Source organism: Nocardioides sp. NPDC058538 (genome assembly GCF_042719275.1).
In the GTDB taxonomy this organism is placed as follows: Bacteria; Actinomycetota; Actinomycetes; order Propionibacteriales; family Nocardioidaceae; genus Nocardioides.
Genome location: NZ_JBHXNY010000007.1, coordinates 137,908 through 150,184, shown reverse-complemented (window position 1 = coordinate 150,184; position 12,277 = coordinate 137,908). Strand labels below are relative to the sequence as shown.

Sequence of the window (12,277 nt, the reverse complement as noted above, 5' to 3'; positions counted from 1 at the left end):
TTGGTTTCTGCATCGCCGACCAAGTGCCCTTCGGCCCGGGACATTCAGCACTCTGATCCCGGTGGCCACCTGAGGTGCAGTGGAGGTCAGGTGCCGGCCCCGTCTCGAGCCGGTCGAAACCCCGTCAGCCCGAAGGAGAATCAACATGAAGGCAGCAGTTGTCATCGGCTTCGACCAACCCCTGGAGCTCGAGGAGCGTCCCATCCCCGAGCCGGGTCCAGGCCAGGTCCTCGTCCGTCTCGAGGCCTGCGGGCTCTGTCACACCGACATCCACGCCGCCCACGGTGACTGGCCGGTCAAGCCGACGCCACCGTTCGTCCCCGGCCACGAAGGGGTCGGCACCGTCACCGCCGTCGGCGCGGGCGTCGCGCACCGTGCGGTCGGTGACCGTGTCGCGATCGCCTGGCTGGGCCACGCATGCGGGCGCTGCGACCACTGCATCAGTGGCTGGGAGACGCTCTGCGAGGAGCAGCAGAACAGCGGCTACTCGGTGGACGGCGCCTTCGCCGAGTACGCCGTGGCAGACGCGGACTACGTCGTTGCCGTCCCGGATGGGGTGTCGTCGTTCGACGCGGCGCCGCTGACCTGCGCCGGGGTGACGACCTACAAGGCGATCAAGGTCGCCCAGGTCACGCCGGGGGAGAGGGTCGCCATCTTCGGGATCGGCGGTCTTGGTCACCTCGCCGTGCAGTACGCCCGTCTGGTCGGCGCCGAGGTCATCGCGGTCGACCTGACCGAGGAGAAGCTCGAGCTGGCCCGCGAGCTGGGCGCCGACCACACCGTCAACGCGGCCACCACCGATCCCGTGCAGGCCATCGCGGACCTCGGTGGCGCCGACGTCGCGGTGGCGCTCGCGGTCACCCCCAAGTCGTTCGAGCAGGCGTTCGCGTCGCTACGTCGCGGGGGCCGGCTGGTCTGCGTCGCACTGCCTCCCGAAATCGAGGGTCCGATGCACCTGCCGATCTTCCAGACCGTGCTCTTCGGCATCAGCGTCATCGGCTCCATCGTCGGCACCCGCGAAGACCTCGCCGAGGTCTTCCGCCTCCATGCATTGGGACGTACGCGCGTCATCGCGGAGTCGCGCAAGCTCGAGGAGGTCAACGAGTCGATCGACGACGTCCTGCATGGGCGCAGCGCGGCACGGCTGGTCTTCGAGCTCTGAGATCGGAGGGCCGACATGGCTGCGTCGAGTGTGGGCGGGCCGAGGTCCCGCGTGGGTGTTGCGTCGCTCTCGACCCCTGGGCCGCCCCGCGCGATGCCGATCTGATGCAGACTGGGGGCATGACGAGCAGCATCTCGGAGTGGCCGCGGGCGCCTTGGTGGCGACCGACGGTGCGGGCGGCGGCTGTCCTGGCGCCGTTGCTGACCTGCGCGATCCTGTCGACGGTCCGCGACAACGTCACCGACGCAACCTCGGTCCTGGTCCTCGTCGTATGGGTGGTCGCCGCCGCAGCCACTGGTGACCGGCTGGCCGGCGTCCTCGCCGCTGTCTCGGCCGGGGCATGGTTCGACTTCTTCCTCACCGAGCCCTACCTGCGCTTCACGATCGACGATGCCGACGACATCGAAGCGACCGTTCTGCTCGTGCTGATCAGCCTGGCGGTGACCGAGGTCGCCCTGTGGGGTTATCGGCAGCAGCAGCGAGCGTTCCGGCGCTTGGGCCACCTCGAGGGAGTCCTCAGTGCGGCACGTGCAGTCGCCGAAGGCGACATGCACGCCGGTGCAGTGGTCGATGTCGTGTCACGAAATATCACGCACGTGCTCGACGCTGACAGTTGCCGATACGTCGAGGGGCCGGTGCATGACGCACGCATCGCCGTCCTGGACCATGACGGTGTCGTGACGCGCAACGGCTACCCTGTCGACGTCGACCGGGTCGGCCTGCCCTTTGATGAGTACGTCGCCGTTCTGGTCCGCCGGGGTCCTCACGTCGTCGGCCACTTCCTGGTCACGGCGGCCTCGCACATGACCTACCCGACCCTCGAAGAACGTCAGGTCGCCGTCCTTCTGGCCGACCAAGTCGCCGCCGTCCACGACGGTGAGGCCCCCTGAAGTCTCCGGCCGAGGCGGAGCGTGGCAGGCGCGGGTGCCACGCCTCAGATCGCGGCCAGTGTCACGATCACCGCCGTCACGGTCGCTCCGGCAACGCCAGCGGCCGTGATCGCGGCTGCGGGTGTACCGACGGAGAAGTCGTGGGCGGGCGTCCCCGCCTGCGGCTCGGCGTGCCGCCGGCGAGCGATGAACAGGCCGGCGCCGACGAGCAGTGCGCCGACGGCGAGCATGACGATCGGTGCTGCCAGGTCGCCGGGGAAGAGCTCGATGACGGCCGACGGAAGCACCAGCAGCGTTCCGATCGCCCCGACCGCGAGCAGCAGGAGGTCGCGGAACAGGATCGCGGCCGCGACGACGGCGGCTGACGTCAGGAGAGCCAGGCCGATGCCGGCATAGGTCGGAATCGTCGTCAGTGCACCGATGAACATCGCGGCAGCCCCGTACACGATGACGAACCGCCCCGGCTCCAGTACGCCACCCCAGCCGAGCAGCAGCCAGATCAGGGCGACGCCCCAGACGGCGAACCCGGGGAGCTCGTCGTTGACACCGAGCTCGTTGGTGAGTGCCGCAGCGGTCAGCATGAAGCCCACCATCATGACCATCTGCTGGACGAACGTACGGCCGAGGAGCCACAGGCCCGCGGCGTACGCCGTGACTCCTGCGCTGGTCAACAGGAACACGTCCTTGCTCGCCATGTTCAGTGCGTCTGCTCCGAGCAGGCCCAGGAACCCGGCGAACGCACCGGTCGAGAGCAGCCACAACACCGAGCGAAGGCGAAGCCCGACCTCCTCGAGCCGCTCGGGAACGGCGAACCCGGCGCCGAGCAGGACGGCGGCGACGCCGCCGACTATGGCGAGCCTGGCCGAGGTGCCGACCTGGTCCCAGTACAACGACGCGATCAGGATCGAGGCGACGAGGATGATGACACCGCCGAGATAGCCGAGCGCCTCGACGATGAGCGACGTACGCTCGCGCGGGGGTTCCTGGGCAGCAGGTTGTGCCTGGACGAGAACGTTGCGGCGGGCCAGGATCCTGTCGGCCTGCTCGCGGGTGATGAGCTGATCGGCCACCCACGTCGCGAGCAGCGGGGCCAGCGGCACGGGTGGTTCCGAGGTCCCGGTCCGAGGCTGCGTCGGGTGAGCGGTCAGACGTCGCGTGCCAGCGTGGTGAGACATGGTGGGTACCCCTTTCTCGGCCACTTCAGTCTTTGCCGCAGGCATCGCTCCGCTCAGTGTCGAAGGTCCCAGCAGACGAGGCTCAAAGCCATCAGGTTCCGCCGTTATCGCGGGTTCTCGGCGCCGTGCACCCGCCGGTCTTCCGAGTCTTGTGCGGCATCACGGTTCCGGATGCCGAGGAGGGTGTAGGCGCCCGCCACCGCGGCGACGACGACGAGGAGCAGCAGGCCGATCGTGTAGGAGTGGGTGGCCTCGTCGTAGGTGGCGCCGAGCACGAGCGGCGGGAAGAAGCCGCCCAGGCCGCCGGCCGCGCCGACGATGCCGGTGACGGAGCCGACGCGAGCAGGCGGAGCGAGAAGGGCGACCCAGGTGAAGACGGCGCCGGCGCCGAGACCGAGGCAGGCGGCCATGAGCACGAAGACGATGCCGGCGGGGATCTCGAGCGGAGGCTGGAGTGCCATCGCGACCGCGAGCACGGCGGCGCCGCCGAACGCGGCCGCGGTGACGAGCTTGGGTCCGAGCCGGTCGGAGAGGACGCCACCGAGCGGGCGGCAGACGACCGCGGCGACCGCGAAGCCGGCGGTGCGGGTGCCGGCGGCGGTCAGGTCGAAGGCGTACACGTCCTTGAGGAAGGTGGGCAGATAGGTCGAGAACGCGACGAAGCCGCCGAAGGCGACCGCGTAGAGGAACGACATCTGCCAGGTGACCGGCAGCTTCGCGGCGGCGACCAGCTTGGGCACGACCGGGTCGTGGTTGGGATGCCACGAGGGTGCGTCACGCAGGGTGAACCAGATCAGCACCGCCGATGCGACCAGGGCCGCGGTGATGATCACGTGCGTGCCGACGTACCCGAACCAGGAGACGAACCGTGGGGTGAAGAAGGCCGACAGCGCCGTGCCGCCCATGCCGGCGCCGAAGACGCCGGTGGCGAAGCCGCGCCGCGACTTCTCGTACCAGGCGTTCGCGAACGGGATGCCCACCGCGAAGGTCGTGCCGGCGATGCCGAGGAAGAAGCCGAAGACGAGGAGGAGTACGTAGGAGTCCAGCGTCCCCGCCAGCGCGACCAGCATCACGAACGGTGCCGCGGCCAGCATCAGCACCGGGAACATCACCCGGGCGCCATATCGGTCCGCCAGCGCACCGGCGAGGATGCGGCCCACGGAGCCGACCAGCACCGGTGTGGCCACGAGCACCGACTTCTGGGTGGCCGAGAGCCCCAGGGACTCGGTGTAGGTCACGCCGAGCGGGGCGATCATGTTCCAGGCCCAGAACGAGATGGCGAAGGCCCAGGTGGCCAGGAGCAGGTTCTTCAGCTGCATCGTGACTCCTCAACGTTTCCGGTCGGAGGTGCCGACCGGTGACCAGCCGGGCCGGTCGGGGCGGCTGCGTGGGGTGGGTGCCGCGTCGCGGCTGCGGTAGACGATGTAGGGCCGGAACAGGTAGTGCAGCGGCGCGGTGAACGCGTGCACCAGCCGGGTGAACGGCCACATGGTGAAGAGCAGGAGACCCACCAGTACGTGGACGTGGAACTGCACCGGCGCGGCCGCCATCGCCGCGACGTCGGGCTGCAGGATGAACAGCGAGCGGAACCAGACCGACACCGTCTCGCGGTAGTCGTGTGCATCGTGCCCCGCCCCGATGCTGACCAGTGTGGTCCACAGGCCGAGCACGATCGCGGCCACCAGCACGACGTACATCACCTTGTCGTTGGTGGTGGTGGCCATGAAGACCGGACCCGTCGTACGCCGCCGGTAGACGAGCAGCAGGATGCCGGCGAGCGTGCAGACGCCCGCGATAGCTCCCCAGAGCAGCGCGTTGAGGTGGTAGAAGCCCTCGGAGATGCCGACCGCCTCTGTCCACGACTTCGGGATCAGCAGCCCCCCGACGTGTCCGACGATAACGACGAGGATGCCGAAGTGGAACAGCGGCGACCCGATCCGCAGCAGCCGCGACTCGTAGAGCTGAGACGAGCGGGTCGTCCAGCCGAACCGGTCATAGCGGTAGCGCCAGACGGTGCCCGCGATCAGCGTCGCGACGGCGAGATAGGGCAGTACGCCCCACAACGCGGTGTCCACTAGCGAGCCCCCATCATCGTCGCCGGACTCGTCGGGAACGGCAGATCGATGCCGACCGACTCTTGCGGGGGCTCGGCCCGGGCCATGGCGAGAGCCTCGCGTCGGTCCTTCGCCGACGGCCCCGGAAGGGTCGCGCAGACGGCGGCGAGCACATCGGCGTACGCCGAGCCACGCTCGGTCAGGGCGAGCCGGATGAGCTCCAGCGCCGAGCGGTTCTCGATCAGCAGCTCACGCCCGCCGGCCGGGTCGGCGAGCGCGGCGTACTCCAGCACCATCGGCAGGTGGTCGGGCAGCTCGCCGCCGGTGTCGACGAGCCAGTCGCCCTTGGCCGACCCCTCTCGCAACCGGGCCTTGAACCCCGCCAGCGACTCACCGCGACGCCGGGTGTCGCCATCACGCCAGTAGGAGAGGTGCAGGGTCTGGTGGCGGCGCAGATCGAAGAGCTCGACGTAGACGTGCTGCAGCGCATGGGGGTCCTGCTTCGCGAGCGTGTCGACGAAGCCGCGCAGCAGCCGTACCGGCTCCGAGGAGGGCTGCTCGTCGAGGGCGCTGCGCAGCAGTGGGAGCTTCGCGATCAGGTCCCCGTCGGGATAGCCCAGGCACCAGGCGGCGACCTGGTGCACCACCCGCCAGTCGCGTCTCATGCTTCCTCCTTCGCCGGCGGGAACAGGCCGTCCGGACGTCCGTGGCCGTCCCAGTTGAGCAGGTTGACGCGGCCGCGGAGCGTGCTGTCGGAGGCGGGGGCATCGGAGGTCTGACGCTGTTGCAGCGCGTGGAAGGTCTCGACGGAGACGGGGGTCAACGGGCCGGAGGCCTCGCCGAGCGGACCCGATTCATACATTCCCGGGCCGTCGTCGTAGTCGAGCGAACAGGCCATCTCCTCGAGCTCGTGGGCGCGCTCGGCGTGCGCGGTCGGGATCACGTAGCGCTCGGCGTACTTGGCGATGCCGAGGAGGCGGTACATCTCATAGACCTCCTCCTCGGTCATCCCCACCGATGCCGGGATCGACTCGTCCGGCTCGCGACCGAGGGTGACCTCGCGCATGTATGCCCGCATCGCCGCAAGCTTGCGGAGCACCCCCGTGACCACCTCGGTGTCGCCGGCAGTGAACAGCTCGGCCAGATACTCCACCGGGATCCGCAGCGCCTCGATCGCGCCGAAGAGCGTGCCCGCGGCCTCGGCGTCGTGGCCCTGGTCACGCAGCAGATCGACGACGGGGGAGAGCGGCGGAACGTACCAGACCATCGGCATCGTCCGGTACTCCGGGTGCAGCGGCAATGCGACCTGATAGTCCTTGATCAGCCGGTAGGTCGGCGAACGGCGCGCGGCGTCGAGCCAGTCCTCCGGTATCCCCTGCTCCCGAGCGGCCTTCAGGACAGACGGGTCGTGGGGGTCGAGGATCACGTCGAGCTGAGCGGCGTACAGCTCCTGCTCGTCCTCCGTCGAAGCGGCCGCGGTGACGGCGTCGGCGTCATAGAGGACCAGCCCGAGGTAGCGCAGCCGGCCCACGCAGGTCTCGGAGCAGACGGTCGGCAGACCGACCTCGACCCGCGGGTAGCACATCGTGCACTTCTCGGCCTTGCCGGACTTGTGGTTGAAGTAGATCTTCTTGTACGGGCAGCCGGTGATGCACTGGCGCCAGCCGCGGCAGCGGTCCTGGTCGACGAGCACGATCCCGTCCTCGGCGCGCTTGTAGATCGCCCCCGACGGACACGAGGCCACGCACGAGGGGTTGAGGCAGTGCTCGCAGATCCGGGGAAGGTAGAACATGAAGGTCTGCTCCAGCTCCGCCTTGATCTTCGCGTTCGACTCGGCTCGGAGCTTGGCGACGATCGGGTCCTTCTCGAGGTGCTCGGCGGAGCCACCGAGGTTGTCGTCCCAGTTGGCCGACCAGGTGATCTTGGTGTTCTCGCCGGTGATCAGGGACTTCGGTCGGGCGACCGGGAAGTCGTCGCCGAGCGGAGCGTCGATCAGGGTCGCGTAGTCGTAGGTCCACGGCTCGTAGTAGTCGCCCAGCTCGGGCTGCACCGGTGAGGAGAAGATGGTGAGCAGCTTCTTGATCCGGCCGCCGGCCTTGAGCTCGAGCCGGCCGCGGCGATTGAGGGTCCAGCCGCCGCGCCAGCGCTCCTGGTCCTCGTAGCGGCGCGGGTAGCCCTGACCGGGCCGGGTCTCGACGTTGTTGAACCAGACGTACTCGGTGCCGGCCCGGTTGGTCCAGGCCTGCTTGCAGGTCACCGAGCAGGTGTGGCAGCCGATGCACTTGTCGAGGTTCATCACCATCGTCATCTGGGCCATCGGTCTCATCGGGTAGCTCCGCTCCGCGGCATCAGTAGGCCACCTCCTGCGATCGTTTGCGGATGGTCGAGACCAGGTCACGCTGGTTGCCGGTCGGGCCGAGATAGTTGAACGTGTAGGAGAGCTGGGCGTAGCCGCCGATCAGATGGGTCGGCTTGACCAGCAGCCGGGTCACGGAGTTGTGGATGCCGCCGCGTCTCCCGGTCGCCTCCGACAGTGGTACGTCGATCGTGCGCTCCTGGGCGTGGTGGACGTAGACGACCCCCTCCGGCATCCGGTGGGAGACGATCGCGCGCCCGACCAGCACCCCGTTGGCGTTGGTGGCCTCCACCCAGTCGTTGTCGCGTACGTCGATGGCCTCCGCGTCCTGCGGGGACATCCACACCGTCGGGCCGCCCCGGGAGAGGGACAGCATCAGCAGGTTGTCCTGGTACTCGGAGTGGATCGACCACTTCGAGTGCGGCGTCAGATACCTCACCGTGACCTGTGCCGACCCGTCCGCGCCGAGCCGGGGCTCGCCGAAGAGACGGTGCATGTCGAGCGGCGGCCGGTAGATCGGCAGCCCCTCCCCGAGGTCTGTGATCCAGTCGTGGTCGAGATAGAAGTGCATCCGCCCGGTCAGGGTGTGGAAGGGCTTGAGCCGCTCGATGTTGACCGTGAACGGCGCGTACCGGCGTCCGCCGGTCTCCGAGCCCGACCACTCCGGGCTGGTGATCACGGGCACCGGCGCCGACTGCGTCATCGCGAAGGTGATCCGCTTCTCCTCCGAGCCCTCGGCCAGGTCTGCGAGCGGCTTGCCGACGCGGGCCTCCAGGTCGCGGAAGCCCTGCACCGCGAGCTCACCGTTGGTGGTGCCGGACAGGAGCAGGATCGCCTCGGCCATCCGCTCGTCGGTATCGATCGCCGGTCGCCCGGCCGCCGGCCCGCTCGGCATCACGCCGTGCTGTTGCGCCAGCCGTTCGGTCTGCTCGGCCACCCGATAGGTCACGTTCTTCACCGTGAACCCGAGCGTCTCGGCCAGCGGCCCGACGCTGGCCAGCTTGTCCGCGATGGCGGTGTAGTCACGCTCCACCACCTGGAACAGTGGTGTGGTGGCGTACGGGTCGGGCGGCGTCTCACCCGGCGTGTCGTGCTGCAACGGCACGCTGACCAGGTCCAACCTGGCCCCCAGATGTGTCTCCGCAAGCTGGGACAGCCTCTGGGCCAGCCCATGGAAGAGCTCGAAGTCGGTGCGCGCCTCCCAGGGCGGGTCGATCGCCGGGGAGAAGGCGTGCACGAAGGGGTGCATGTCGGTCGAGGAGAGGTCGTGCTTCTCGTACCAGGTGGCCGCCGGGAAGACGACGTCGGAGAGCAGCGTCGTCGAGGTCATCCGGAAGTCGGCGCTGACCAGCAGGTCCAGCTTCCCCTCCGGCGCCTCCTCGTGCCACGCGATCGTCTGCGGTCGCGGCGTCTCGGGCGACTCGGTGCCGAGCACGTTGTGGTGCGTGCCGAGCAGCGTACGCAGGAAGTACTCGTTGCCCTTCGCGGAGGATCCGAGCAGGTTCGATCGCCAGAGCATCAGCGTGCGCGGCCACGCGGTGGGCGCGTCGACGTCATCGATCGCGGCATTGAGGTCGCCCGAGGCCAGGGCGGCGTTGACGTGGGCCGGGATCTCCTCGGGCGAGGAGACCGCCGCGACCACCTCGTCGGCGACGTCGAGCGAGTTGCGGTCGAACTGCGGGTAGAACGGCATCCAGCCGCGCTTGGCCGACTGTGCGATCACGTCGGCGGTGTGCCCGCGAAGATGACCCTTCGCAAGAGGTGTGGCGAGGGAGTCGGCCGAGTAGCCGTCGGTGCGCCACTGGCCGGTGTGCATGTACCAGAACGAGGTGCCGGTCATCGTGCGCGGTGGTCGCGACCAGTCCAGCGCGTTGGCCAGCGAGATCCAGCCGGTGATCGGCCGGCACTTCTCCTGTCCGACGTAGTGCGCCCAGCCGCCGCCGTTTCGGCCCATCGCGCCGGTCAGGATCAGCAGCGCCAGAATCGACCGGTAGGTCGTGTCGCCGTGGAACCACTGGCAGATCCCGGCGCCCATGATGATCATCGACCTGCCCTGCGACTGCGCCGAGTTCGTGGCCAGCTCGCGGGCGATGCGCGCGCACTTCTCGGCGGGCACCGAGGTCACCTCCTCGGCCCACGCCGGCGTGTAGGGCACGCTCGCGTCGTCGTAGCCGCTGGGCCACTCGCCCGGCAGCCCCGCCCTGGCGACGCCGTACTGGGCGAGCATGAGGTCGAACACCGTGGTGACCAGGTGGTCGCCGACACGGCGGGCAGGTACGCCGCGATGCAGCACCTCGCCGGAGCCGTCGGGCTGCGTGAACGCGGGCAGGAGCACCTCGACCGGCTCGTCGCCGATCATCGTGAGCAGCGGGGTGATGCCATCGAGATCGAGGTTCCACCTGCCGACACCGGAGTCGGCGTAGCGGAACCCCATCGACCCGTTCGGCACGACCGGCTCGCCGGTGGTGTCCAGCACCACCGTCTTCCATCGCGCCTCGGGCGTCTCGTCGCCGAGGTCGGTTGCGGTGAGGAACCGGCCCGGGACGTACGCCCCGTCCTGCTCTTCCAGACGCACCAGGTGCGGCAGGTCGGTGTAGGTCCTCACGTACGACTCGAAGAACGGGGTGGTTCCGTCGACGAAGAACTCCTTCAGGATGACGTGGCCCATCGCCATCGCGAGTGCCCCGTCGGTGCCCGCATGCGGGCGGAGCCACTCGTCGGCGAACTTGGTGTTGTCGGCGTAGTCGGGGCTGACCGACACCACCTTGGTGCCGCGGTAGCGCACCTCGGCCATCCAGTGAGCGTCGGGCGTCCGGGTCACCGGGACGTTCGAGCCCCACATCATCAGGTACGTCGCATCCCACCAGTCACCGGACTCGGGCACGTCGGTCTGGTCCCCGAACACCTGGGGGCTGGCCACGGGCAGATCGGCGTACCAGTCGTAGAAGCTCGTCATCACCCCGCCGATCAGCTGGGTGTAGCGGGTGCCGACGCAGTGGGAGACCATCGACATCGCCGGGATCGGGGAGAAGCCGATGTTGCGGTCGGGGCCGTGGGTCTTGATCGTGTGCACCTGCGCGGCGGCGACCATCTCGGTCGCCTCGTCCCTGCCGACCCGCACGAGGCCGCCCTTGCCACGGGCGCGCTGGTAGCTGCGCCGCTTCTCCGGGTCGGCCTGGATCGAGGCCCACGCGTCGACCGGGTCCTTCCCCTCGGCCCGTGCCTGGCGGTAGAGGTCGACCAGCACCCCGCGGGCGTAGGGATAGCGCACGCGCGTGGGGGAGTAGGTGTACCAGGAGAACGCGGCGCCCCGGGGGCAGCCGCGGGGCTCGTACTCGGGGCGGTCCGGGCCGACGCTCGGATAGTCGGTCTCCTGAGTCTCCCAGGTGATGATGCCGTCCTTGACGTACACCTTCCACGAGCACGAGCCCGTGCAGTTGACTCCGTGGGTCGACCTGACCACCTTGTCGTGGCTCCACCGGTCCCGGTAGAACACGTCGCCCTTCCGGCCGCCCCGGCGGAAGACCGCGCGCCCGTCCTTGCTTTCCTCCCAGCGAGTGAAGAACCTCCCTGCCTCGAGCAGGGCCTGCGACGCCGTACCCGTGATGTCGGTCACATCTTTACCTTGCGCCGGTCGGCCGCGTCGGGACAAGGACTTTCGGCCTGGAACATGCCCCCGTCCCTGTGATCGGGGAAGTCATCGGTGAACGGGATGAGATCGTCGCGGGAGAAGATCGAGGTGCCCGCGGTCTCGATCATGGCAGCGCTGCAGGCGAGGCCGAGCCGGGTCGCCCGCGACGGCTCCCACCCGTGCACGAGCCCGGCGACGGTTCCGGCGACAAGAGCGTCGCCGGCGCCCACACCGCTGACCAGGTTGGCGCCCATGGCGGGAAGCAGCTGCGTATCCTTCGGGGTCACCAGGGCCACTCCGAGATGCCCGCGCGACAGCAGGACGACCGCCGCCCCGGTCGCGGCCAGCAGTTCTCGGGCGCCCGCCAGCTGCTCCTCGAGGGAGTCCAGACCGCGCCCCAGGTGGTCCTCCAGCTCACGCACGCTCGGCTTGATCAGGTAGGCCCCGTGGGCTTGCTCGAGGGCGCCCCCGGAGGCGTCGACCACGAGCCGGGCGTTGATGGCATCGCTCAGACACCTGATTCGGGGGACGATGTCGGCGGAGACGCCCGGCGGCAGACTGCCGCTGAGGACGACGTACGCGGCATGGCGACCCACGCGCTCGACCGCCTCCAGGCAGTGGTCCAGGTCGACGGGGGAGAGTGGGGTCCCGGGCAGCACGAAGCGGTACTCCAGTCCGGTGTCGACCTCGGTCACGTGATGACTGAGCCGGGTCTCGCCCGGGACCTCGATCCCCTCGAACGGAAGCCGCTCGAACTCGAGCAGCTCGGTCAGCGCTCGGCCGATGTGGCCAGCCATCGGAAAGACCGCCAGCGTGGGGACACCGAGCACGTGCAGCACCCGGGCCACGTTGATGCCGCCGCCGCCGGGATCGAACCGAGGCGCACTGCCCCGCATCTTGCTCCACGGGACGAGCCTCGGCACCGAGAAGGAATCGTCCAGTGCCGGGTTCAAGGTGATGGTCACAACCTCCGGTGAGGCGAGCATCGCGGACTCCCTTCCGGGGCAGT

The 12,277-nt window shown here is 69.2% G+C and carries 9 protein-coding genes; 2 read left to right on the top strand and 7 right to left on the bottom strand.

Going from position 1 to position 12,277, the window contains the following annotated elements; all coding sequences use genetic code 11:
* Positions 1-145 precede the first annotated feature (145 nt).
* Positions 146-1,162, top strand: coding sequence for an alcohol dehydrogenase AdhP (gene adhP, locus ACFWQC_RS09090; protein WP_378676115.1), 1,017 nt, complete (start codon positions 146-148; stop codon positions 1,160-1,162).
* Positions 1,163-1,281: 119 nt separating this feature from the next.
* Positions 1,282-2,052: a DUF4118 domain-containing protein gene (locus ACFWQC_RS09085; RefSeq protein WP_378676112.1), complete on the top strand. Its 771-nt coding sequence runs from the start codon at positions 1,282-1,284 to the stop codon at positions 2,050-2,052.
* Positions 2,053-2,096: 44 nt separating this feature from the next.
* Here the strand turns inward: ACFWQC_RS09085 and ACFWQC_RS09080 are convergent, their stop codons facing one another.
* From ACFWQC_RS09080 to ACFWQC_RS09050, 7 genes are all read right to left on the bottom strand, one after another.
* A complete protein-coding gene (locus ACFWQC_RS09080) occupies positions 2,097-3,152 on the bottom strand; it encodes a DUF2157 domain-containing protein (protein ID WP_378676109.1) in 1,056 nt (351 codons plus the stop codon).
* Between the two features lie 179 nt (positions 3,153-3,331).
* A complete protein-coding gene (locus ACFWQC_RS09075; protein WP_378676107.1) occupies positions 3,332-4,546 on the bottom strand; it encodes a nitrate/nitrite transporter in 1,215 nt (404 codons plus the stop codon).
* Positions 4,547-4,555: 9 nt separating this feature from the next.
* A complete protein-coding gene (gene narI / locus ACFWQC_RS09070; protein ID WP_378676104.1) occupies positions 4,556-5,302 on the bottom strand; it encodes a respiratory nitrate reductase subunit gamma in 747 nt (248 codons plus the stop codon).
* Positions 5,302-5,946, bottom strand: coding sequence for a nitrate reductase molybdenum cofactor assembly chaperone (gene narJ, locus ACFWQC_RS09065; protein ID WP_378676101.1), 645 nt, complete (start codon positions 5,944-5,946; stop codon positions 5,302-5,304). The genes narI and narJ overlap by 1 nt, the downstream gene beginning before the upstream one ends.
* Positions 5,943-7,607, bottom strand: coding sequence for a nitrate reductase subunit beta (gene narH, locus ACFWQC_RS09060; protein ID WP_378676099.1), 1,665 nt, complete (start codon positions 7,605-7,607; stop codon positions 5,943-5,945). The genes narJ and narH overlap by 4 nt, the downstream gene beginning before the upstream one ends.
* A 22-nt stretch (positions 7,608-7,629) precedes the next feature.
* A complete protein-coding gene (locus tag ACFWQC_RS09055; protein WP_378676096.1) occupies positions 7,630-11,289 on the bottom strand; it encodes a nitrate reductase subunit alpha in 3,660 nt (1,219 codons plus the stop codon).
* The gene (locus ACFWQC_RS09050; RefSeq protein WP_378676094.1) at positions 11,250-12,254 is read right to left on the bottom strand and encodes a 1-phosphofructokinase family hexose kinase; all 1,005 of its coding nucleotides are present in this window, start codon (positions 12,252-12,254) and stop codon (positions 11,250-11,252) included. The genes ACFWQC_RS09055 and ACFWQC_RS09050 overlap by 40 nt, the downstream gene beginning before the upstream one ends.
* Between the last annotated feature and the right edge of the window lie 23 nt (positions 12,255-12,277).